Origin of the sequence: Streptomyces tibetensis (genome assembly GCF_040647715.1) — a bacterium.
Classification (GTDB): Bacteria; Actinomycetota; Actinomycetes; order Streptomycetales; family Streptomycetaceae; genus Streptomyces; species Streptomyces tibetensis_A.
In genome coordinates this window covers 192,085-215,372 of record NZ_JBEZCR010000006.1, presented here as the reverse complement: position 1 = coordinate 215,372, position 23,288 = coordinate 192,085, and the positions used below count along the sequence as shown (strand labels likewise).

The 23,288-nt window shown below is 72.3% G+C and carries 21 protein-coding genes; 17 read left to right on the top strand and 4 right to left on the bottom strand.

Annotated features, from left to right (window positions below):
• Positions 1-58 precede the first annotated feature (58 nt).
• Positions 59-610, top strand: coding sequence for a TetR/AcrR family transcriptional regulator (locus AB0B29_RS18090; protein WP_362240418.1), 552 nt, complete (start codon positions 59-61; stop codon positions 608-610).
• Complete coding sequence (locus AB0B29_RS18085) at positions 607-2,142, top strand: MFS transporter (protein ID WP_362240416.1); 1,536 nt, start codon at positions 607-609, stop codon at positions 2,140-2,142. The genes AB0B29_RS18090 and AB0B29_RS18085 overlap by 4 nt, the downstream gene beginning before the upstream one ends.
• Positions 2,143-2,318: 176 nt before the next feature.
• Here AB0B29_RS18085 and AB0B29_RS18080 read toward each other — a convergent pair whose 3' ends face one another.
• Positions 2,319-2,993, bottom strand: a complete 675-nt coding sequence (locus AB0B29_RS18080) for a lysophospholipid acyltransferase family protein (protein ID WP_362240414.1) — start codon at positions 2,991-2,993, stop codon at positions 2,319-2,321.
• A gap of 385 nt (positions 2,994-3,378) precedes the next feature.
• Here AB0B29_RS18080 and AB0B29_RS18075 point away from each other — a divergent pair, with 385 nt between their 5' ends.
• The 3 genes from AB0B29_RS18075 (at position 3,379) to AB0B29_RS18065 (ending at position 5,689) form a co-directional block, all read left to right on the top strand.
• Positions 3,379-4,548, top strand: a complete 1,170-nt coding sequence (locus AB0B29_RS18075; protein ID WP_362240411.1) for a glycerophosphodiester phosphodiesterase — start codon at positions 3,379-3,381, stop codon at positions 4,546-4,548.
• Positions 4,549-4,640: 92 nt separating this feature from the next.
• The gene (locus tag AB0B29_RS18070; protein ID WP_362240408.1) at positions 4,641-5,147 is read left to right on the top strand and encodes an RNA polymerase sigma factor; all 507 of its coding nucleotides are present in this window, start codon (positions 4,641-4,643) and stop codon (positions 5,145-5,147) included.
• A 44-nt stretch (positions 5,148-5,191) separates the two neighbouring features.
• Positions 5,192-5,689: a GNAT family N-acetyltransferase gene (locus tag AB0B29_RS18065; protein ID WP_362241008.1), complete on the top strand. Its 498-nt coding sequence runs from the start codon at positions 5,192-5,194 to the stop codon at positions 5,687-5,689.
• 70 nt (positions 5,690-5,759) lie between these two features.
• On the opposite strand, the gene AB0B29_RS18060 is transcribed toward AB0B29_RS18065, so the two are convergent.
• Together AB0B29_RS18060 and AB0B29_RS18055 are read right to left on the bottom strand one after the other, a co-directional pair.
• Positions 5,760-6,188: a hypothetical protein gene (locus AB0B29_RS18060; RefSeq protein WP_362240406.1), complete on the bottom strand. Its 429-nt coding sequence runs from the start codon at positions 6,186-6,188 to the stop codon at positions 5,760-5,762.
• A complete protein-coding gene (locus AB0B29_RS18055) occupies positions 6,169-6,528 on the bottom strand; it encodes a hypothetical protein (protein WP_362047885.1) in 360 nt (119 codons plus the stop codon). Before AB0B29_RS18055 ends, AB0B29_RS18060 begins: the two co-directional genes overlap by 20 nt.
• A 69-nt stretch (positions 6,529-6,597) precedes the next feature.
• Here AB0B29_RS18055 and AB0B29_RS18050 point away from each other — a divergent pair, with 69 nt between their 5' ends.
• The 9 genes from AB0B29_RS18050 to AB0B29_RS18010 all read left to right on the top strand — a co-directional run bounded on the left by AB0B29_RS18050 (position 6,598) and on the right by AB0B29_RS18010 (position 19,528).
• Positions 6,598-7,248, top strand: coding sequence for an HAD family hydrolase (locus AB0B29_RS18050; RefSeq protein WP_362240404.1), 651 nt, complete (start codon positions 6,598-6,600; stop codon positions 7,246-7,248).
• Positions 7,249-7,622: 374 nt separating this feature from the next.
• On the top strand, positions 7,623-8,657 hold the full coding sequence (locus AB0B29_RS18045; protein WP_362240401.1) for a methionine ABC transporter ATP-binding protein: 1,035 nt from the start codon (positions 7,623-7,625) through the stop codon (positions 8,655-8,657).
• Complete coding sequence (locus AB0B29_RS18040) at positions 8,654-9,361, top strand: methionine ABC transporter permease (RefSeq protein WP_362240397.1); 708 nt, start codon at positions 8,654-8,656, stop codon at positions 9,359-9,361. Before AB0B29_RS18045 ends, AB0B29_RS18040 begins: the two co-directional genes overlap by 4 nt.
• 62 nt (positions 9,362-9,423) lie before the next feature.
• Entirely contained in the window at positions 9,424-10,242 is an 819-nt protein-coding gene (locus AB0B29_RS18035) for a MetQ/NlpA family ABC transporter substrate-binding protein (protein WP_362240394.1), read from the top strand.
• Between the two features lie 140 nt (positions 10,243-10,382).
• Positions 10,383-11,015: a GNAT family N-acetyltransferase gene (locus AB0B29_RS18030; RefSeq protein ID WP_362240391.1), complete on the top strand. Its 633-nt coding sequence runs from the start codon at positions 10,383-10,385 to the stop codon at positions 11,013-11,015.
• Positions 11,016-11,160: 145 nt separating this feature from the next.
• Entirely contained in the window at positions 11,161-12,381 is a 1,221-nt protein-coding gene (gene cbiE, locus AB0B29_RS18025; protein WP_362240388.1) for a precorrin-6y C5,15-methyltransferase (decarboxylating) subunit CbiE, read from the top strand.
• Positions 12,382-12,760: 379 nt separating this feature from the next.
• Complete coding sequence (gene cobT / locus AB0B29_RS18020) at positions 12,761-17,182, top strand: nicotinate-nucleotide--dimethylbenzimidazole phosphoribosyltransferase (RefSeq protein ID WP_362240385.1); 4,422 nt, start codon at positions 12,761-12,763, stop codon at positions 17,180-17,182.
• A gap of 222 nt (positions 17,183-17,404) precedes the next feature.
• Positions 17,405-18,646 carry a uroporphyrinogen-III C-methyltransferase gene (cobA, locus tag AB0B29_RS18015; RefSeq protein WP_362240383.1) on the top strand — a complete coding sequence of 414 codons (1,242 nt, stop codon included), beginning with the start codon at positions 17,405-17,407 and terminating at the stop codon, positions 18,644-18,646.
• 63 nt (positions 18,647-18,709) lie between these two features.
• Entirely contained in the window at positions 18,710-19,528 is an 819-nt protein-coding gene (locus AB0B29_RS18010; protein WP_104778730.1) for a TrmH family RNA methyltransferase, read from the top strand.
• 228 nt (positions 19,529-19,756) lie between these two features.
• On the opposite strand, the gene AB0B29_RS18005 is transcribed toward AB0B29_RS18010, so the two are convergent.
• Entirely contained in the window at positions 19,757-21,205 is a 1,449-nt protein-coding gene (locus AB0B29_RS18005; protein WP_362240380.1) for a serine/threonine-protein kinase, read from the bottom strand.
• 195 nt (positions 21,206-21,400) lie between these two features.
• Between AB0B29_RS18005 and AB0B29_RS18000 the strand changes: the two genes are divergently transcribed.
• The 3 genes from AB0B29_RS18000 (at position 21,401) to AB0B29_RS17990 (ending at position 23,225) form a co-directional block, all read left to right on the top strand.
• Positions 21,401-21,640 (top strand): hypothetical protein, encoded by a 240-nt coding sequence (locus tag AB0B29_RS18000; protein WP_362240378.1) that lies wholly within the window; start codon positions 21,401-21,403, stop codon positions 21,638-21,640.
• 235 nt (positions 21,641-21,875) lie between these two features.
• Positions 21,876-22,085, top strand: coding sequence for a hypothetical protein (locus AB0B29_RS17995; RefSeq protein WP_362240376.1), 210 nt, complete (start codon positions 21,876-21,878; stop codon positions 22,083-22,085).
• A 201-nt stretch (positions 22,086-22,286) separates the two neighbouring features.
• Entirely contained in the window at positions 22,287-23,225 is a 939-nt protein-coding gene (locus AB0B29_RS17990; RefSeq protein ID WP_362240373.1) for a phosphotransferase family protein, read from the top strand.
• Positions 23,226-23,288: the final 63 nt, after the last annotated feature.

Below are 23,288 nucleotides of genomic sequence, written 5' to 3'. Positions count from 1 at the left end.
GTGAGTCACGCACGCCCCATATGAGACAGACATGTCTCACCCGGTCTATGCTTGTCTCATGGCTGTCGATCCTGAGCATGTGCTGCGCGCCGCCGCGGCTCTGCTGACCCGCAAATCCACCGCGACCATGGACGAGGTCGCCAAGGCCGCCGGAATCAGCCGGGCCACGCTGCACCGGCACTTCGCCGGACGTGACGCCCTCGTCCGGGCGCTGGAGGCGCTCGGCATCGCGGAGTGCGAAGCCGCTCTGGACGAGGCCCGGCTCGACGAGGGCCCGGCGAGTGAGGCCGTGCGCCGACTGGTCGGGGCCATCGAACCCGCCGCCGGACTGCTCGCGTTCCTCTACACCGAGAACCAGCTGTTCGAGGGCGAGGAGCAGAACGCCGGCTGGGCCACGATCGACGACCGGATCTCCGCGCTGTTCCGGCGCGGCCAGCTCGGCGGTGAATTCCGCATCGACCTCACGCCCGCCTGGCTCACCGAGGCGCTGTACGGCCTGATGGCCTCCGGTGCCTGGCTGGTGTACAGCGGCAAGGGCGCCCCCAAGGACTTCCAGCACATGATCGTCGAGCTGCTGCTCGGCGGCGCACTCAGGAGAGAGGAATCATGACCAGCACCCTGCAGCCGGCGAAGACGACGGAGACGGGGGAGCGCCCGGGCCGCTGGCTCGCGCTCGGCGTCCTCGTGCTCGCCGTGCTGCTGGTGGCCGTCGACGCGACCGTCCTCGGTCTCGCGACCCCCTACATCAGCGAGGACCTGAAGCCCTCCGGCACCCAGCTGCTGTGGATCGGCGACGTCTACTCGTTCGTCATCGCCGGTCTGCTCGTCTCCATGGGCAGCCTCGGTGACCGGATCGGCCGCAAGCGGATCCTGCTGATCGGTGCGACGGCGTTCGGCGCGATATCCGTGATCAACGCCTACGCCACGACACCGGAGATGATGATCGTCGCGCGGGCTCTGCTGGGCGTCGCCGGAGCGACCCTGATGCCGGCCACGCTCGCCCTGATCCGCAACCTCTTCCACGACCCGCGCGAACGCAGCCTCGCCGTCGGCGTCTGGGGCGCCACCGCCTCAGCCGGTACGGCGGTCGGGCCCATCGTCGGCGGTTTCCTGCTGGAGCACTTCTGGTGGGGCTCGGTCTTCCTGATCAACCTGCCCGTGATGGCCGTCCTGGTCCTCGTCGGGATCAAACTGCTGCCCGAGTCGCGCACCGCGAACCCCGGCCCATGGGACCTGGTCAGCGTCGTCCTGTCGCTGGTCGGCATGATCGGCGTGGTGTACGCGATCAAGGAGGTCGCCACCCACGGATTCGCGTGGAGCGCCCTGGCCGCGGGTCTGCTGGGCACGGCCGCCCTGTACGGCTTCGTACGCCGTCAGCTCAGGCTGCCCACGCCGCTGCTGGACATGCGGTTGTTCCGTCACCGCGGCTTCAGCGGGGCGGTGCTCGCCGATCTGCTGACCGTCCTCGGCCTGTCCGGGCTGGTGTTCTTCCTGTCCCAGTACCTGCAACTCGTCCAGGGCAGGAGGCCGTTCGAGGCCGGACTGGCCGAGCTGCCCGCGGCGATCGGCGCGGTGGTGGCCGGACTGATCGCGGGGCGCGTGGCCCGGCGCTACTCGGTACGGACCGTGGTCTCCGGCGGCCTCGCGGCGATAGGCCTGGCTCTGGCCGCGCTCACGGTGCTCGACCAGTCCACCGGCTACCCGCTGCTCGGGGCCGCGCTGCTGGTCGTCGGCGTCGGCGCCGGCTTCTCGTTCACCGTGACCGCCGACGTGATCCTCTCCAGTGTGCCCAAGGAACAGGCGGGCTCCGCGTCCGCCGTGTCCGAGACGGCGTACGAACTGGGTGCCGCGCTCGGTATCGCCGCGCTGGGCTCCATCGTGACCGGCGTCTACCGCGACTTCACCGGCCCCACGGGCACACCGGCCGCGGCCCACGAGTCGCTCGGCGGCGCCCTCGAGACGGCGTCACACCTGCCCGCCCACACCGCCGCCCCGATGCTGCACGCGGCCCGCACGTCCTTCGTCGACGGCCTGGCCCTGGCAGCAGGCGCAGGCGCGGCGGTCCTCCTGGCGGCGGCGGTGGCGGCATGGTTCCTGCTGAGGGACCAGAAGCTGGAAGACAGCACAACAAAACACGCATGAGGGCTCACGCCCGACAGGGGCCCGGGGAACTGCGCGAAACGGGCACGGGCCCCCACCTCACAACGCCCTGGGACCGATCACCCAAAGGGGCCCGGGGAACTGCGCGACAAGCCCCCACCACCCGCAGCCGCCCACGTACCCCGACAGCCCGACCCCGCCCGCGCCCGGCGGCAAAACTACGCCGCTTCCTTCGCCTTGCTCGCGTACATGTCCACATACTCCTGCCCGGACAACCGCATCACCTCGGCCATCACCGAGTCCGTCACGGCCCGCAGCACGTAGCGATCCCGGTCCATCCCCTCGTACCGGGAGAACTCCATCGCCTCACCGAACCGCACCGTGACCTTGCCGGGCCGGGGCAGCCCCGCCCCACCCGGCTGCAGCTTGTCCGTGCCGATCATGGCGAACGGAACCACCGGCGCACCCGTCATCAGCGTCAGCCGGGCGATCCCCGTCCGCCCCCGGTAAAGCCGCCCGTCGGGCGACCGCGTCCCCTCCGGGTAGATGCCGAACACGCGGCCCTCCTCCAGCACGCGCCGGCCGGTCATCAGCGCGGCGACACCGCCCCGGCCGCCGTCCCGGTCCACCGGGATCATGCCGACGCCGGTGAAGAACCAGGCCATCAGCCGGCCCTTCAGCCCCTTGCCGGTGACGTACTCGTCCTTGCCGATGAAGAGGACCTGACGGTCGCAGACCAGCGGCAGGATCATCGAGTCGATGAACGTCAGGTGGTTGCCGGCCAGAATGACCGGGCCATCACCGGGAATGTGCTCCGCACCCTCCACCTGTGGGCGGAACATCAGGCGCATGATCGGGCCGAGCACTGCCTTGATGAGCACGAAGCGGGACAACGGACCCTCCGGTGTCAAGGGGTTCTGTATGAGTCTGTGCAGGTGAGGACGATACTCGTGGCCCCGGCCATCGCGCACATCGGGCACGGCGACTTCACCGAGGCCTTACGCACTGTTGACGCGCGTTTACCTGCGGTGGCGCACCGGCGACGACACGAAACGCGGCCGACATGCTGTGACGCACGTCGCCCCGGAGCCCACCGCACGCGTTCCCAGAACGGCCGGGCCGAATCGAACAGATCCGACGGACCGTCAACTCATCCTCCTCACCAGCCACTACGACATCCGCGGTCACCCGCGTGTTCCGCCCGAGGTCTCCCACTCGTCATGTACGCGCCCCTACGATCGGCGCGCACGGACGAGCCGAACGGCAGAGAGGGCGCTCATGGGAACGCGGGAGTCGAACGAAGTAACGAGTGGTACCGGACGGCGGTCCCTGCTCGGCGCGGCGGTGCTCGGCGCCGGCGGAGCGGTCCTCGGCCTGGCCGGCCCGGCGGGCGCCGACAGTGCCCGGCACGGTGGCGGACACGGCGGACTCAAGAGCCTGCCCAAGCCGACGATCATCGGCCACCGCGGCGCCAGCGGTTACCGCCCCGAGCACACCTTCGGTTCGTACCAGCTCGCCCTCGATCTGGGCGCCGACATCGTCGAGGCGGGTGACCTGGTGCCCACCAAGGACGGGCACCTGGTCTGCCGTCACGAGCCGGAGATCGGCGGCACCACGGACGTGGCCGACCACCCCGAGTTCGCCGGCCGCAGGAAGACCAAGCTGCTCGACGGCGTCTCCACCACCGGCTGGTTCACCGAGGACTTCACGCTCGCCGAGCTGAAGACGCTGCGCGCGGTGGAGCGCATCCCGGCCAACCGCCCCCACAACACGCTCTACAACGGCCGCTGGGAGATCCCCACCTTCGAAGAGGTCCTCAGGTGGCAGGACGAGCAGACCCGCAAGCGCGGCAAGCAGGTGTGGATCTACCCCGAGCTCAAGCACCCCACCTACTTCCGCAAGCAGGGACTGCCCCTGGAGGAGCGCGTCGCCAAGCTGCTGGGCAAGTACCGCAAGGACCGGCGCACCTCCCCGGTCATCCTCCAGTCCTTCGAGCCGACGAGCATCCAGCGCATGCACAAGCTCGTCGACAACCCGCTGGTCGTCCTGCTGTCCTCGGCGGACTCCCGCCCCTGGGACTTCGTGGAGACCGGCGACCCGCGCACGGTCGCCGACCTGGTCAAGCCGGCCGGCCTGCGCGAGATCGCCTCCTACGCCCAGGGCATCGGCCCGACGCTCGACCTGGTCGTCCCGCGCGACGCCCAGGGCAGACTCACCAAGCCGACGACGCTCGTCTCCGACGCGCACAGGGTGGGCCTGATCCTGCACCCCTACACGATGCGCAACGAGAACCCCTTCCTGCCCGCCGACTTCCGCAAGGGCGCGGACCCGGACGCCTACGGTGACGTCTTCGGCGCCTACAAGGCGTACTTCGCGACCGGCATCGACGGTGTCTTCACCGACCAGCCCGACACGGGTCTGCTGGCCCGCGCGGACCTCACCGGCTGAGCCGCGTCAACGGCCGGGCCTCACACCCCCCGGTCGAGTGAGCTTCGGCCGCCCGGGCAACCCGCCGCCCGGGCGGCCGCGTCGCTCCGCATATGACGCACGACCTGGTCGCCGCCCTGCGCCCGCTGCTCACCGCCGAGGCCTCCGCCGAGGCATATTCCGCCGGTACCGAGCCGGGTGACCTGGAACAGGCGGTCTGGCTCCGCCTGCTGGAGCGGCTCGACGCCGAAGGGCCGCCCCTCGACCCCGAGCAATGGCTCCGTCGTGCCGTCCGCTCCGAGGTGCGCCGCACCCGCCGCACGAGCCGCCTCGAACGGCCGTACGCCGGTGAACCGGTCGACGACGGGGACCGCGACCCGGAACAGCTCGCCCTCACCGCGGCCCGCGGCCGGGCCCTGCGCGAGGCCGTGCGCCGCCTCCCGGGCCGCTGCCCCCGGCTGATGGAGGCCCTGCTCTCGCCGGAGGACCTGACATACCGGGAAATCGCAGGGGAGTTGGGTATCTCACAGGGGAGTCTTGGCCCGGAACGTTCCAGATGCCTGGGATGTCTCAGGAGATTACTGACGCCGGAGGTTGCGGCCCGCTGGGGACGGGGATAGGAGTGGGGACGACAGGTGATCAGATGAGCGGGAGGCGTGCGCACATGGGCATGAGCGTGACCATCTCTGCGGCGACCGAGCAGGACGCGGAGCAGATCTTCAGGCTGCAGTACCTGTGCTTCCAGTCGGAGGCGGCGCTGTACGGGAACTACCGCATCGACCCGCTCGTCCAAACCCTCGACTCGGTCCGCGAAGAGGTCACCCGTGACTGCGTCTTCGTGGCCCGGCTCGGCGAGGAGGTCGTCGGCTCGGTCCGGGGCTCGGTCACGGAGGACGGCGCCGCCGCGATCGGCAAGCTCTGCGTCCACCCCCGCCTCCAGGGCCACGGCATCGGCGCCCGCCTCCTCAGGGCGGCCGAATCGGCCCTCGCCGACCGTCACGGCGCCACCCGCTTCCGCCTCCACACCGGCCACCGCAGCGAGGGCAACCTCCGCCTCTACCGCAAGGTCGGCTACGAAACGGTCGGCACGTCCCAGGGCGCGGACGGCGTCCCGATGATCGTCCTGGAGAAGCCGGCGAGCACCTACGCGGCGACTGCTTGATCGTCGCCCCTTCAGCGGTGCGGGGAACTGCGCGAGCAACCACACACGGCCCGCTGCCGCCTGACGCGTCTCAGGCGGCATCCCCCCTGGGCGCACCCTTCCGCAACCAGTAAATGGCGGACACCGGCAAGATCACGGGAATGAAGAGATACCCCATCCCGAAGTCCGACCACACGGTCGCATCCGGGAAGGCGGACGGCTCGACCAACGTCCAGGTCCCCACCGTCAGCACCCCCACCAACTCGGCGACACAGCAAGCCAGCGCAGCCTTCCGCGCCGTCTCCCCACCCCGCACCAGCGAGTACGTGATGAACCCGTACACGACACCGGCCACGGCCGACAGCGAGTAGGCGAGCGGCGCCCGGTCGAACTCCGTCGCGATCTGGAACGCGGACCGCGACACCGCCCCCACGACCATCACGCCGTACAGCCACACCAGCAGCGTGCCCGGCCCGCTGATCAGCCGGCGCCGACTCACCTCAGCCTCCCCAGATGTCATAGAGACGCACCTCCAGCACCGCCAGCACCACACCGCCGGCGGCCACCGTCACCGAACCCCACCGGGTCCGCTCGGCCAGCGACATGAACCCCGCCGCCGGGACACACGCGAACGCCCCCAGCAGATAGGCCACGAAGATCGTCGTCCCCTGCTCCGGCTTCTCGCCCTGCGCGAGCAGCACGATCCCCACGATCAGCTGGACCAGCGACAGCAGCGTGACCACGGCCATCCCGATGAAGTGCCAGTCCTTCGTCGGCTGGTCGCGATAGGCCGCCCAGCCGCACCAGGCGGCGAGCAGCAGCGCGGCGACGCCGGTCACCAGCGTCAGGGCATTCAGCATGCAGCGACCTTATTACGGCCGAAAAGGCCCCCTGCTTCCGGCCCTGGCCTGCACCGTAGGGTCGAGGGCATGACGATCCACGCCCAGGCCCTGCTGTTCGACAACGACGGAACCCTCGTCTCCTCCCTCGCCTCGGTGGACCGCTGCTGGGCGCGGTGGGCCGGGGAGTACGGGATCACGGCCGAGGAGTTCGCGCGCGTCGAGCTGCACGGGCGTCCGGCCGCCGAGATAGCAGCCGACCTGCTGCCCGCCGAGGTCGTGCCGGCCGCCGTCGCGCGGATCGAGGACCTGGAGGTGGAGGACGTGCCCAACGACGGGGTGCACCTGCTGCCGGGCACCCGGGCCTTCCTCGACGTGCTGCCCGCCGAGCGCTGGGCCGTCGTCACGTCCGCCACCCGGCGCCTCGCCGAGGCCCGGCTCGACGCCGTCGGCATTCTGCCCAAGACACTCGTCGCCGCCGACGACATCACCCGCGGCAAGCCCGACCCCGAGCCCTACCTGCTCGCCGCCCGCGCGCTCGGCGTCGACCCGGAGCACTGCGTCGTCTTCGAGGACGCCCCGGCGGGCCTGACGGCCGGCCATGCCGCCGGCATGACCACCGTGGCGTTGACCACAACCCACCAGGCCCACGAACTCCACGCCGATCTCGTGGTCGAGAATCTGTCGGCCCTGTCCGCGCTGGTCACCGAACAGGGCGTGGAGATCTCCGTACGCGGCTGACGACCGCGGGCTCCGTCCACCGCTGTCCAGCATTCGGACAGCGGGGGGCCGGTCAGGACCGTACGCATGTTTTACTGACGACATGACCACGACGAGCGACCGCACCCCCGCGACCGAGGCGACCATGACGCCCGGTGCTCGTTGTATGTGTCGAATGTGCGCCTTCTAGAGGGCCCCTGCACCACCCCTGAGCTCGCGCCCCGAAGCGAGACGCGGCCCGTCCGCACGCCCTGAGCGTCGCGTGACCCGAAGCCGCCCCGCGCACATGTTCTCCCCGGTTCCACTCTCCAGCGAGAACCGTGTCGCGTCCCTGACCGAATGCACCTGTGCCCGGGCACACCCACGCCCGCGCACTCGACAGTGACGGAATCCCAGTGATCACCACCTCGGGCCTGACCAAGGTCTACCGTGCACGCGGCCGTGAGGTCACCGCCCTGGACGGCGTCGACCTGCACGTCCGCGAGGGCGAGGTGTACGGCGTCATCGGCCAGTCCGGCGCCGGCAAGTCCTCGCTCATCCGCTGCGTCAACCTGCTGGAACGCCCCACCGCCGGCACCGTGACCGTCGCCGGGCAGGACCTGACCGCCCTGGCCGGCCGCGGACCCCGCGCCGGAAAGGAACTCCGTCAGGCGCGCAGTCGTATCGGCATGGTCTTCCAGCACTTCAACCTGCTGTCCTCCCGGACCGTCCAGGACAACGTCGAACTGCCGCTGGAGATCCTCGGGAAGTCCGGACAGGAACGCTCCCGCAAGGCGCTGGAGCTGCTCGACCTGGTCGGCCTCGCCGACAAGGCGAAGTCCTACCCGGCGCAGCTCTCCGGCGGGCAGAAGCAGCGCGTCGGCATCGCGCGTGCCCTCGCCGGCGACCCGAAGGTGCTGCTGTCCGACGAGGCCACCAGCGCCCTCGACCCGGAGACCACCCGCTCGATCCTGGCGCTGCTGCGCGACCTGAACCGGCAGCTCGGCCTGACCGTCCTGCTCATCACCCACGAGATGGACGTCGTGAAGTCGGTCTGCGACTCGGCGGCCCTCATGGAGAACGGGCGCATCGTCGAGTCCGGCACCGTCAGCGAACTCCTCGCGACCCCCGGCTCGGAACTCGCCTCGGCGCTGTTCCCGCTCGGCGGTGAGGCCTCCGGCGAGGACCGCACCGTCATCGACGTCACCTTCCAGGGCGAGAGCGCCACCCAGCCCGTCATCTCGCAGCTCGCCCGCACCTACAACATCGACATATCGATCCTCGGCGCCGCCATCGACACCGTCGGCGGCCTCCAGGTCGGCCGGATGCGCATCGAGCTGCCCGGCCGCTACGAGGACAACGTCGTGCCGATCGGCTTCCTGCGCGAAAAGGGCCTCCAGATCGACCTCCTGGGCCACGACTCCGAACCGGTGAAGGAAGGTGCCAAGTGACCTGGTCCGAGATGCAGCCCCTGCTGGAGCAGGCGTGTTGGGACACGCTCTACATGGTCGGCTGGTCCACGCTCATCGCCGTCGCCGGCGGACTGCCGCTCGGCATCCTGCTGGTCCTCACCGACCGTGGCGGCCTCCTGCAGAACCTCGCCGTCAACAAGGTCATCGGGCAGGTCGTGAACATCGCCCGCTCCCTGCCGTTCATCATCCTGATGGTCGCGCTGATGGGCTTCACCCGCGCGATCACCGGGACGACCATCGGTGTCGAGGCCGCCATCGTGCCGCTCGCCGTCGGCGCCATCCCCTTCTTCGCGCGCCTGGTCGAGACGGCCGTCCGCGAAGTGGACCACGGGCTCGTCGAGGCCGTGCAGGCCATGGGCGGCAACACCTGGACCGTCGTCCGCAAGGTCCTCGTCCCCGAGTCCCTGCCGTCGCTGATCTCCAGCACCACCACCACGATCGTCGCCCTCATCGGCTACTCCGCCATGGCGGGCACGGTCGGCGCCGGAGGTCTCGGAGACATCGCCATCCGCTACGGCTACCAGCGCTTCGAGACCCAGCTGATGTGGATCACCGTCGCGATCCTCGCCGTCGTCATCTCGGTCATCCAGTTCGCCGGCGACTACGCGGCCCGCTCGCTGCACCGCCGCGGCGCCCACTCGGGCCCCGCCCCCAAACTGCGGCTGCTCAAAGCCGCTTCCTGAACCCCCCGTTCACCCACAACGGGGCAGCACCACTCGCAAGGTCATAAGGAAAGGCACTTTTCGTGCGTAACACCGCCAAGATCACCACCGCCGTACTCGCCGCCGGAGCCCTCACCCTCGGGCTCAGCGCCTGCGGCGCGGACAGCTCGGACACCGACGGACCCCTGATCGTCGCCGCCAGCCCCGTCCCGCACGCCGAGATCCTCAACTTCGTCAAGGACAACCTGGCGAAGAAGGAGGGCCTCGACCTGCAGGTCAAGGAGTTCACCGACTACGTCACGCCGAACACGGCGACGCAGGACGGCTCCGTCGGCGCCAACTACTTCCAGAACAAGCCGTACCTCGACGACTTCAACAAGAAGAACGGCACCGACATCGTGCCCGTCGTCACGGTCCACCTGGAGCCGCTCGGCCTCTACTCCCACAAGGTCAAGAAGGCCGACGACCTGAAGAGCGGTGCGACCGTCGCCATCCCCAACGACACGGTCAACGAGGCCCGCGCCCTCAAGCTCCTCGCCGCCAACGGGGTCATCACCCTCAAGGCGGGCGTCGGCAACGAGGCGACCCCCTCCGACATCACCAAGAACCCCAAGAACCTGAAGTTCAAGGAGCTGGAGGCGGCCCAGACGCCGCGCTCCCTCGACGACGTGGACGCCGCCGTCGTCAACGGCAACTACGCCATCGAGTCCGACCTCAAGCCGTCCAAGGACGCCCTCGTCCTCGAGTCCCCGAAGAACAACCCCTACGGCAACTTCCTCGCCGTGAAGAAGGGCAACGAGGACGACCCGCGCGTGAAGAAGCTCGCCAAGCTCCTCACCTCTCCCGAGGTGAAGAAGTTCATCCAGGACAAGTACGCCGGCTCCGTGCTCGCCTCCTTCTGAGCCCTTGCCCGGCACCCGCGCACGGGGCCCTTGCCCCCCACCCGGTGGGAAGGGCCCCGTGGTGCGGATCAGTGCTTTCATGCTGCATGCTGGGCAGTTCAGCATGCCCTGAAGGTTCACCGAAGGTTACGGAGCGGCGCATGACGAGCACCTTCCCCAACATCTCCATCAGCACGGAGCGGTTGGTGCTGCGTCCCCTCGACGAAGACGACGTCGCCTCCCTGGCCGCGATGATGAACGACGAACAGGTGGCGGCCTGGACCTCCGTCCCCCAGCCCTTCACGGAGAGCGGCGCCCGCCACTGGATCACCGAGTACGCCCCGGCGCAGCGCACCGAGGGACACGGCATCGACTTCGCCGTCACCGAGTTCCTCACCCAGCGTCTGGTCGGCCTCGTCCAGCTCGGCAAGACCAACTGGCACGTGCGCTCCGCCGAACTGTCGTACATCATCGCCCCCTGGGCACGCGGAGAGGGCTACGCCTCCGAGGCCGCCCTGGCCACCGCCCAGTGGCTCTTCGGGGATCAGAAGTTCGAGCGCATCGAACTGCGCACGGCGGCCGACAACACCGCCTCCCAGCAGGTCGCCCAGAAGATCGGCTGTATCAGCGAGGGCGTGCTGCGCAACGCCTGTATAGCCCGGACCCGTGCCGAGGACGGCACCTGGACCGACGTACGCACCGACTTCATCGTCTGGAGCCTGCTCCCCGAGGACCTGGAGGGCGTCGGCGACCAGCTCCGCGACGGCTTCACGTCCTTCGGCGACTGGAACTGACCGGAACCACCCGGAGGACGCCGGCGACAACGGCACCGGCACTCCCCCCTTCGCCTCCACCGGGTACCCTCACGGAGCCCGCCCCCGGGCTGCTCCCCACCACGCCACGCAGACGACCTGCGAAAACCCCTGGAGACTGACGACGATGGCCGACCGCGTCACGGTGATCGGCTGGGACGGTTCGCCGCTGACCGCCGCTGCGAGCGCCGCCCTGGGCGCCGCCACGCTGGTGGCCGGCGCCGCGCACCACCTGGCGCTCCCCGAGGTGCCCGCCGGCGCCGAGCGCATCCGCCTCGGCAGTGTCGCCCTCGCCGCCCGCCGTATCGCCGCCCACCGCGGCACGGCCGTGGTCCTCGCCGACGGCGACCCGGGCTTCTTCGGTGTCGTACGCACCCTGCGCGCCCCCGAGTTCGGCCTCGAGGTGGAGGTCGTCCCCGCCGTCTCCTCCGTCGCCGCCGCCTTCGCCCGCGCCGGCATGCCCTGGGACGATGCACAGGTGGTCGTCGCCCACCCCCGCACCCTGCGGCGCGCGGTCAACGTATGCCGCGCCCACACCAAGGTGGCGGTCCTCACCTCACCCGGCGCGGGCCCCGCCGAACTCGGCCTGCTCCTCGAAGGAGTCCACCGCTCCTTCGTCATCTGCGAGGAACTGGGCACCGCCCGCGAACGCGTCTCCGTCGTCACCTCCGACAAGGCCGCCGACCACACCTGGCGCGACCCCAACGTCGTCATCGTCCTTGGCGGCCCGGCCCGGCCGGACACGGCAGGGGAGACCGGCGGCTGGATCTCCGGCCGCGACCCGTCCGCCGGACCGCGCGGCTGGACCCTGCCCGCCGACACCTACGGCACGGACCTCGGCGAGGGCGAGACCCAGTTGTTGCGCGCCTCCCAACTGGCCCGTCTCGGACCCCGCGTCGGCGACCTCGTGTGGGACATCGGCTGCGGCAGCGGCGCCTTCGCCGTCGAGGCCGCCCGGGCCGGTGCCGCCGTCCTCGCCGTCGACGCCGAACGGGCCGCCTGCGCCCGCACCGACGCCGCCGCCCGCCGCCTCGGCGTCCAGCTCCAGATCGTGCACGGCACCGCCCCGCACATCCTGGAGAACCTCCCCGAACCGGACGTCGTCCGCGTCGGCGGCGGGGGAGCGGCCGTCGTCTCGGCGGTCGCCGACCGCCGCCCGCAGCGCATCGTCACGCACGCCGCCACCCGCGACGCCGCCGAACTCATCGGCCGCGACCTGACCGAGCACGGCTACAACGTCGAGTGCGCCCTCCTGCAGTCCGTCGAACTCGACACCAGGGCCTGGACGGAGACGGAACGGAGCGTCGCGTTCCTGCTCAGCGGCGTCCTGCCCAAGCGCGGCGCCTGACCCCGCGACCGCCCCCGCGACCGTCCCCGTGATCGGTTTGTCGTACTGCGCGCGGTAGGCTGGCCGATCGCTGCACCGCACAAGGACGCCCGGCGCTTCGTCGGTCAATGTCCGGAAAACCCGCCCGTTTTGGGGTGTGTGTGGTACGGCAGAACGGGAGGACGCGCAACGTGGCGCAGTCCACAGCGGAACCGTCGCGGATCAAGCTGCCGTGGGGGTGGTTCGACCGCGACAATGCCAGTGAATGGCTTTGTCGCCTTTTCCGGGCGGACCGTTCGTGCCGCTGGGGACGCACGCTCGTTCTTCACTGCGGGGCGGTCGGTGCGCCGTTCCGGGCGAGCTGGTCGTAGGAGCACTAACCGATGGGCGAGGGGTACGCATGACCGACACCGGCCAGGTCCCGGGCGAGGGACTGCCGGAGAGCGCAGGCATGGTGGAGCAGCCGGACGCCCCCGCGCCCGGCGCGTACCCCTACCTCTCCGAGACCACCGCCGAGGACGAAGACCTGCTGCTGTTGCCGGGCGCCCAGGGCGCCTGGGGCAACGAGGTCCCCCCGCCCGCCCCGGAGCCGGTCCAGGAAGCCGTGCACCAGCCCGGCCCGCACGAGATCTCCGGCCGCGACAGCGGCTCGGTCGACCTCGGCGGCGTCCGGCTGCCCGACCCGCCGCCGATCCCGCCCATCACCCCGCGCCGCCCCCTGCACCTCGGCCCGCCGCTGCCCGACAGTTCGGCGAGCCCCGTCCGCTCCCTCGCCGACCGTGGCCCCGCCGACGCGCCGGTACGCCAGCCGTCACCCTCCTCGGCGGGTCCCGAATACCTCGACGGCCCCCGCACCCCCGAGGCGCAGACGCCGCCCGCCACGCCCTGGGGGGTACCGGCCCCGCACCCGGCCCAGGTGAGCGCCGGGGCGGCGCCAGCGGAAACGGTTGTTCCGGCAGGGGAATCGATGGGCACGGCCCAGGCGGTTGCGACCCAGGTGCCGACGGAGGCGAACGGCACGGCACTTGTGGCTCCGACCGCACTCGCGCAGCCCGTCCCAGCCGAGCATCCCGTGGGCACGCCGTTGGCGACCGCCGAGCCCGAGCAGGTCGTCCCCGAGGCCGGCGCGGCCGCCACAGGTGACCCCGTGGTTCCGGACGCGGTGCCGGGTGCGGAACCGGCGGAGGGCCCGTCGGCCGCTGCCGAGGCCGGTGAGGCTCCTGTGGGGGTTCCCGCCGGGGCGGCTGTCCCCGCTGGCGCGGGTGCCGACCCGGACGGGGCCCAAGTCGTCGGCCCGGAGCAGGTCATGGCCGCGCACGGGGCCGACCCCGCGGTCCTGGACGTGGACGCGGCGGTGGGTCGCGTGACTGCCGCCCAAGCGGGCCTGGTTGCTGCCGGTGGTTCCGCCGGTGTGGCAGAGGCTCAGGCAGGGGTTCAGCTGACCGAGGCTCAGGTGACCGAGGCCGGGTACGCGAGCCCCGAGCAGGCTGAATCCGTCACGGGCGATCCCGCCGGAGCCGGTGCCGAACTCGACGCGGGCCAGGTGACTGCCGCCGACGCGGGGACCGTGACTGCCCCGGAAGCGGTCGCGCCGTCGGCATCGCAGCCGGGACCGGTCGTGAACGACCCTGCGCAGAGCGGTGAAGCAGTCGGAGGCTCTCCTGAGGCTCCGGGGCCGGACGCCTCCGGCGAACAGCCCTCGACGTCCGCTGCCGAGCAGGCCGTGGCGTCTCCTGCTCCGCAGGCCGGCCAGGTTCCGCAGGCCGTCGCACCGGCTCCTGCCCCGCTGGCCGACCAGGGCCTGCAAACCGTCGCACCGGCTCCTGCCCCGCAGGCCGACCAGACTCCGCAGACCGTCGCACCGGCTCCTGCCCCGCAGGCCGACCAGACTCCGCAGGCTGATCAGGTTCCGCGGACCGGCCAGACTCCGCAGGCCGGCCAGGTCCCGGAAGCGGTGTCCTTCCCGGATGCCGCCGCTGCCCCGGAGCACGCCGCCGTCGCCTCGCCCGAGTCCACCGGTGCAGAGGGCCCCGCCCACGTACCGGGCGAGGCAGTCCCGGACGCTGCCGCGCCCGCGCCCGTCCCCGACGCAGCGGCCCCGGCCCCGGAGGCCGATGCGCAGCTGCCGGCCTCGGGCGTCGCCCCCGCCGCCGCATCCGGCCCGGACGAGGCCCCCGGGCTCGGTGCGGACGCCACCGCCTCCGAGACCGTGGAGTCGGAGCCGGAGGTCGGTGCAGAAGACGCTGGGCCGCAGCCGCAGCCGCAGCCGCAGCCTCAGCCGGTAATCGACACCGCGTCGGCCGCGCAGGACCCCGAGGCGGCGGCTCCGCAGGCCACCCCTCCCGGCCCTCTCCCCGAGGCACTCGGCCAGGTCGACGACGCCCAGGCCACCGAGCAGGTCGGCCCGGAAGCAACCGCTCCGCCCGGCGAGGCCGCTGTCACCCCCGGCCCGGCCCAGATCGCCGAGGGCGGCGCTGCCCCGGCAGCGGACGGTGTCGTCACCCCGGCACCGGCACCGGCCCCGGAACCGGCAACCCCGGCCGCCGAGCCTGCCGAGACATCCCCCGCCCCCGAGCCGGACACCACCCCGGAAGCGACCGCCCCGGCCCAGCCTTCCGCGGCAGCGACACCCGCCGAGGCCCCCGCATCCGCGCAGGCACCCGAGGCACCCGTGCCTGCCGCCGCCTCGACAGCCACGGCCGCGACGGTCCCCACCTCCGACGAGGCAGACCCGGCCCCGGCCCCGGATGCGGCCACTGCCGTCCCCACCGCAGAGACCGTCGAGCCCGGCCCCGCCTCCGACGTTCCCGCATCCATCGAGGACATCACCGTCGTCCTCCCCGCCCCGGCCGCGGACGAGCAGCCCGGACAGCCGGTGCAGGGCCCACAGCAGTCGCCGCCTGCGACGCCCGGGGCGCCGGAGTCCCCCGTACCCGCCGTCACCGTCCCCGCACCCCGCGACGGCGACGCCGACCTCGCACAGAACGCCGACGACCTGGACACCCGGGCCGCCGAACAGGAAGACCTGGCCGACCAGGAACGCCGAGAAGAGAGCGCGGCCGCAGTGGCAGAAGCCCGACAGTCCACCGGCCCCGCGGCCCCCGGCTACGACCCCGCCGAGCGCGAGGCCGTCCTCAAGGTCATGCGTGAGCGGCGTGACATCCGCAACGGCTTCCGCAGCGACCCGATCCCGCACGAAGTGTTGCTGCGGGTCCTCGAGGCAGCCCACCACGCGCCCTCCGTCGGCCACTCCCAGCCCTGGGACTTCGTCGTCATCCGCTCCGCCGACACCCGACGCGCGATGCACGAACTGGCCATGCGCCAGCGCGACGCCTACGCGAAGTCCCTCCCCAAGGGCCGGGCGAAGCAGTTCAAGGAACTGAAGATCGAGGCCATCCTCGACACGCCGGTGAACATCGTGGTCACCGCCGACCCGACCCGTGGCGGCCGCCACACCCTCGGCCGCCACACCCAGCCCCAGATGGCCCCGTACTCGGCCGCCCTGGCCGTGGAGAACCTCTGGCTCGCCGCCCGCGCCGAAGGCCTCGGCGTCGGCTGGGTCAGCTTCTTCGACGAGCGCGAGATGGTCCGCGCCCTCGGCCTGCCCGAGCACCTGGAGATCATCGCCTACCTGTGCGTCGGCTACGTCGACGAGTTCCCGGACGAGCCCGAGCTGTTGCAGGCCGGCTGGTCCAAGCGCCGCCCGCTGTCGTGGGTCGTGCACGAAGAGACATACGGCCGCCGTGCCCTGCCCGGAGAGGAACCCCACGACCTGCTCGCCGAGACCGTCGCGCAGATCCGCCCGCTGGACGCCAAGGCGCTCGGCGAGGCGTGGGAGCGCCAGAAGCGTATGACCAAGCCGGCCGGTGCGCTGGGCATGCTGGAGATCATCTCCGCCCAGCTGTCCGGTCTGTCCCGCCAGTGCCCGCCGCCCATCCCGGAGCCCGCGGCCGTCGCCATCTTCGCGGGCGACCACGGTGTGCACGCCCAGGGCGTCACCCCCTGGCCACAGGAGGTCACGGCCCAGATGGTGGCCAACTTCCTGGGCGGCGGTGCCGTGTGCAACGCCTTCGCCACCCAGGTCGGCGCCGAGGTGTGCATCGTGGACGTGGGCGTCGCCGCCGACCTCCCGGCCACTCCGGGTCTGCTGCCCCGCAAGATCCGTGCCGGTACGTCGGACCTGACGACCGGCCCCGCGATGACCCGCGAGGAGGCCAAGCAGGCCATCGAGGTCGGCATCGAGACCGCCCGCGACCTGGTCGCCGCCGGGAACAAGGCCCTGTTGACCGGCGAGATGGGCATCGCGAACACCACCGCGTCCGCCGCCCTGATCTCCGTCTTCACGGGCGCGGACCCGGCGGAGGTCACCGGCCGGGGGACCGGGATCAACGACGAGACCCTCGCCCGCAAGACCGAGGTCGTCCGCCGGGCCCTGGAACTCCACCAGCCGGACCCGGCCGACCCGATCGGTGTGCTCGCCGCGATCGGCGGCTTCGAGCACGCCGCCATCGTCGGCCTGCTCCTCGGCGGCGCGTCCCTGCGGACGCCGGTGATCCTGGACGGCGTCAGCGCCGGCGCCGCCGCCCTGGTCGCCCGCGCCATCGCCCCGGAGGTCCTGGCGGCGTGCATCGCGGGCCACCGCAGCGCCGAGCCGGGCCACGTCGCCGCCCTCAACAAGCTGGGCCTGCGCCCCCTGGTCGACCTCGACCTGCGGCTCGGCGAGGGCACCGGTGCCCTGCTCGCCCTGCCGCTGGTCCAGAGCACGGCCCGGGCGATGCACGAGGTGGCGACGTTCGACTCGGCAGGAGTGACGGAGAAGTAGGGCTCCCGGCCGTCCCCGTGGCCGGTGGGCGGGCCTTCCGCAGAGCGAAGCGCCCGCCCCGGCCCGCTCCCGGCCGCCCCGGCCACTCCGGCCCGCCCCGGTCCGCCCACCGGCGGCACCCCAGGGTGCCCAGCCACTGGACCACCTGAGCCGCTTCCCCTCCCGCCCACTAAAATCCGCACGTCAGGGCACTGAACACCGCCGCAACAGGAGCCGCACCTCATGGCCGAACATCCCGCCTACCCCGTAGGCCTCCGCCTCACCGGCCGTCGTGTGGTCGTCCTCGGCGGCGGCCAGGTCGCCCAGCGCCGCCTCCCGGCACTGATCGCGGCGGGCGCGGACGTCCTCCTCGTGTCCCCCGAGGCGACCCCCTCGGTCGAGGCCATGGCGGACGCCGGTGAGATCACCTGGCACAGGCGCCCGTACCGGGAGGGCGACCTCGCGGACGCCTGGTACGCCCTGATCGCCACCAGCGACACGGAAGCGAACAACCGGGCGTCGGCCGAGGCGGAACGCCACCGCGTCTGGTGCGTCCGGTCCGACGACGCGGACAAGGCCACGGCCTGGACCCCGGCCACCGGCCACAGCGAGGGCGTCACGGTCGCCGTCCTCACCACCGACGCCAAGGGGCGCGACCCCCGCCACACCGCCGCCGTCCGCGACGCGGTCGTCGAGGGCCTGCGCGACGGCACACTCGTCGCCCCGCACCACCGCACCCGCACCCCCGGAGTCGCCCTGGTCGGCGGCGGCCCCGGCGACCCGGACCTCATCACCGTGCGCGGCCGCCGCCTGCTCGCCGAGGCCGACGTCGTCATCGCTGACCGTCTCGGCCCGCGCGACCTCCTCGCCGAACTCCCGCCCCACGTCGAGGTGATCGACGCGGCGAAGATCCCCTACGGCCGCTTCATGGCCCAGGAGGCCATCAACAACGCGCTGATCGAGCACGCGAAGCAGGGCAAGTCGGTCGTCCGGCTGAAGGGCGGCGACCCGTACGTCTTCGGCCGCGGCATGGAGGAGCTCCAGGCCCTCGCCGAGGCCGGCATCCCCTGCACGGTCGTCCCCGGGATCTCCAGCTCGATCTCGGTCCCGGGCGCGGCCGGCATCCCGGTCACCCACCGCGGCGTCGCCCATGAGTTCACCGTGGTCAGCGGCCATGTCGCGCCCGACGACGAGCGCTCCCTGGTCGACTGGCCGTCCCTCGCCCGCCTGACCGGCACGCTGGTGATCCTCATGGGCGTCGACAAGATCGGAAAGATCGCCGAGACGCTCGTCCACCACGGAAAGCCGGCCGACACCCCCGTCGCCCTCGTCCAGGAGGGCACGACCGCCGCGCAGCGCCGCGTCGACGCCACCCTCGCGACGGTCGCGCAGACCGTGCGGACCGAGGACGTGAAGCCCCCGGCGGTCATCGTCATCGGTGAGGTCGTCAAGGTCGGCACCCAGGCCCCGGCGACAACCGAGTAACCCCGGGTAACCAACCCGTCCCGAGCCGTTGGCACCGCACCCAGGACAAGGCAGTATCACCCTGTGGCCGATCTCATCACCGTCGAGGATCCCGACGACCCGCGTCTGCGCGACTACACCGGCCTGACCGACGTGGAGCTGCGCCGCAAGCGCGAACCCGCCGAGGGCCTGTTCATCGCCGAAGGCGAGAAGGTCATCAGAAGGGCCAAGGAAGCGGGCTACGAGATGCGTTCCATGCTGCTCTCGGCCAAGTGGGTCGACGTCATGCGCGACGTCATCGACGAACTCCCCGCCCCGGTCTACGCCGTCAGCCCGGAGCTCGCCGAGCAGGTCACCGGCTACCACGTGCACCGCGGCGCGCTCGCCTCCATGCAGCGCAAGCCCCTGCCCACGGCCGCCGACCTGCTCCGGACCGCCCGCCGCGTCGTCATCATGGAGTCGGTCAACGACCACACCAACATCGGCGCCATCTTCCGGTCGGCCGCCGCCCTCGGCATGGACGCCGTCCTGCTCTCGCCCGACTGCGCCGACCCCCTCTACCGCCGCAGCGTGAAGGTCTCCATGGGCGCGGTCTTCTCCGTCCCCTACGCCCGCCTCGACACCTGGCCCAAGGGCCTGGAGTCGGTCCGCGAGGCGGGCTTCACCCTCCTCGCCCTCACCCCCGACGAGAAGGCCCGGTCCCTCGACGAGGCCGCCCCGCACACCATGGACCGCGTGGCCCTCATGCTCGGTGCCGAGGGCGACGGCCTGTCCACCCAGGCCCTGGTCGCCGCCGACGAGTGGGTCCGCATCCCCATGTCCCACGGCGTCGACTCGCTCAACGTGGGCGCGGCCGCCGCCGTGGCCTTCTACGCCGTGGCCACCGGCCGGCCCACGGCCTAGGGACGTCCGGGCAGCAGCGCGAGGCGATCGTCGCCGTGCTCCGGCGCGGCGGGCGCCTCCTCGCCATCCGGCGTGGCCCGGGTCGTCCACACCACAGCGCCGGTGCCGGAGGCGCCCGGGCGTAGGCGAAGACCGGTCCGACCCCGTCGCCCGGCCCGGCCTGCCGGATCTGTGACACCCCGCCGACGCCGGGCGTCGCTCCACGCGGCCGCAGCCGCGCCCCGCGCGTTACGGCTCGAAGTCCCGCGGGAGGTCGTCCTGCTGGACGCGCTCCTGCCGCACGCCGCCCCCGTCGCCGCCGAGTCCCCGCGCCGGTCCCTGGCAGCCCTGCACCAGAGCGATACCGACCGCCACCAGCAACGTCACCACGACGAACACGAACAGCCGCTGCCGCAACAACCGCGGATTGGCGGGCCGCAGCCTGGTCCCCGTGTTCCTGGACGCCGGGCGCCCGGTGCCGCTGTGCGGGGCGGGGCGTCCGCCACTGCCCGACCGCGTCCCGTCACGCCCGGTGGGCGTCGGCCGCGGCCCCGACCGCGACGGGGTGCCGCCCCGCGAGGCACCGGGCCCGCGCATCGGCGTCCTGCCGCGGTTTCCGCTCCCCGTCGACCGGTTCCCGCCCCCGGCCGCCCGGGCTCCGCCCCGCGCACCGGTCTGTGAGGCCGTACCGTCCGTCGAGGGGTGGCCGTCCCGGGAGGGAGCGGAACCCCGGGGCGGGGGAGTGCCCCGGCCTCGCTGCGCTCCGGCACTCTGCTGTCCCTGCGGACGCCGGGCCCGCTCGGGGTAGGTGTCGACGGGCCGGTCGCTGTCGGCACCGCGCGGCGCGGGCGGCCGGACGCCGCCGAGGTCCTGCGACTCCCGGGCCGCGATCTCCTTCAGCCGCAACGACAGTTGGAGGGTGCTGGGCCGCTCCTCAGGGTCCTTCGCCAGACACGCCCGGACGAGCGGAGCCAGCGCGTCGGGCACACCGTGCAGCTGCGGCTCCTCGTGCACGACCCGGTACAGCATCACCTCGGAACTGCCGTGGCCGAAGGGTGAGTCGCCCATCGAGGAGTACGCGAGCGTGGCGCCGAGCGAGAACACGTCCGTCGCCGGTGTGACGGCGGCCCCGCGCACCTGCTCCGGCGCGAGGAAGCCGGGCGAGCCGACCGCCGTGCCGACATGGGTGAGCGTCGAGGCGCCGGTGGCCCAGGCGATGCCGAAGTCGATGATCCGCGGCCCCTTGGGGGACAGCAGGATGTTGGACGGCTTCAGGTCCCGGTGCACCACCCCGGCCTCGTGCACGGCGACCAGGCCCTCCGAAAGGGCGGCACCGACGGCCGCGACATCGGCAGCGCAGAGCGGCCCCTCGGCCGCGACCTTGTCGTGCAGCGAAGGGCCGGGCACGTACTGCGTGGCGAACCAGGGGCGGTCCGCGTCCAGGTCGGCGGCCACCAGCCGGGCCGTGCAGCCACCACGGATCCGCCGGGCCGCCGAGACCTCACGGGCGAACCGGGAGCGGAACTCCTGGTCCTCCGCCAGGTCGGGACGGATGACCTTGAGTGCGACCCGCTGCCCCTTCTTGTCGGAGCCCAGGTAGACCACGCCCATCCCGCCCGCGCCGAGCCGTCTGTGAAGCTTGAACGAGCCGACGACGCGCGGGTCCTCGCGCCTCAGGCGCATCATCGCCATGTTCATCCCCGCTGCCCGGTCCTGTGACGAGCCACAGCTTACGTTTCCGCGGCCGCCCGCGCGCAGAGGCCGCGCCCTCTCGGCGTGATGGATTGTCAGTGGTGGGTGGGAGACTTGAAGGGTGGTCAGGGAGGGCGCGAAGAGGCGGACTTCGCGTGCCGGGTGATCCCAACCACCCGTCGCAGAAGGGGGATTGATCCTGTGAAGGGTGATCGTGTGGAGATAGTCGTGGACGCGGGGGACACGACGCGCACGTACGACGTCGTGGCGAGCAGAGCGGGACGCAGGGTGGAGACGACGGTACGGCGAGGTGTCGTGGAAGTGAGCGAAGTCACCCGTAGCGGGAGGGTCGTGCGTACGGCCCGCTTCATGGCGAATCGGGTGCTGGCCCTGGTGGAACAGCCCGTTCCGCGGGAGGGGAGCTCGGACAAAGAGGGATGATCCAGGCGACCCGTCGGGGAAGACCCTGAGACCGGCGTCCCCGTCTCCACCCAGGGGAGTACGTCGCAGGTGGCGGCTCATCCTCGGGGAGGCCCGGCAATCGGTACGAGGGCATGACGCCGGGGAGCGTCCGGAAGCCTAGATTTGAAGTCAAGCGGCGGGTGGCAGCACTCGTCCCCCGAGGTCAGACGCCCGCCGCTGCCAACGACAACTGAGAACGGTCAGGAGAGGGACCATGGCCCAGACGGCACCGCGGACACTGCTCCGCGAGGAGGGACGCAAGGCGTACGCCGCCGTGTTCCGCCCCCGCCGCCAGGGCCGCCGCCACCCGCTGGTGGCGACACTGATGGCCCTTCCCCTGGCGGTCCTGCTCCTCCTCGTCTTCGACGGGTGGGAGACAGTGGCCACACAGGCGTCGTCCGTGGGAGAGATGTTGGGGCGCTGAGCGGCGACCCCAGGCCCGGAAGAGCGGTCCGGGCGGGGACATCACACCCATGAAACCCCGTGGGGACGGGGGTGCGGCGGACGGCACAGATGCCGGCGCAGCTGGGGAGCTGCGCCGGCATTGCTTTGCCCCCCCCGTGCCGATCACCCCTCATCAACGGTTCCCTGCGGCCGGGCCCTGGTTCGCACGTACTCTCAGCCGGTGAACTCCGACTCCGGCCCTCTCCTGGCCGACCTCGCCGCGAGAGCCCGAGCCGCCGCCCACGCGCGCTCGTCGGCCTGTCCCTGCGGCGCGGCCACGCTCGCGGACCGCCCCGACGGCATCGTCGTACGTCACGCCGACACCGTCGCGAAGGCCCACCCGCCGGACAGCGACCCGGACGAACTCGCCGGCCGCCTCACCCTGGCCGGCCGCCTCCCCGGCATCCTCCTGCCCCCACTGAACCCCACCCCGCTCGCCCTGCACGGCCGCCTCGTGACGTTCTGGCCGTACGGCACCCCTGTAGATCCCGACGACCCGGACGCCGCCCCTTGGGAGGCCGCCGCCACCCTCCTCGCCCGCCTCCACCGCACGCCGGCCCCGCCCGGCCTGCCCCCCATGCGTGGCCCGGCCAAGGCGGCCCGGGCCGTGGCCCGGCTCCGCGAGGCCGCCCCGCATCCCGCGACCGCCCCCGTCCTGCGCGCCTGGGCCACCCTCCCGCCCTGGGCCCGGGCCGAGGCCCCGATGCCGGAGACCGGCACTCTCTGCCACGGCGACCTCCACCTCGGCCAGCTCGTACGCCGCCCCGCCGACGGCCGCTGGCTGCTGATAGACGTGGACGACCTCGGCACCGGCGTCCCCGCCTGGGACCTCGCCCGCCCCGCCGCCTGGTACGCCTGCGGCTTGCTCCCGCCCGACGAGTGGACCCGGTTCCTCGCCGCGTACCGCGAGGCCGGCGGCCCCGCCGTCCCGGTCGAGGGCGACCCCTGGCCCGCTCTCGACGTCGCCGCCCGCGCCCTCGCCGCGCAGACCGCGGCCCGGGCCGTCGCCAAGGCGGTCGCGGCCGGGCGCCCGCTGGACGAGGTGGAGCAGTCGGTCGTGGACGCCTGTGACCGAATGGCGACCGTCCCGCCACAGTTGGCGCAGGAGCACACGAAGTAGGGTGCAACCGACTGCAGCGGGACAGAGTCTGTCCTGGCGAGATGTGAAGCAGGACTGACCGGC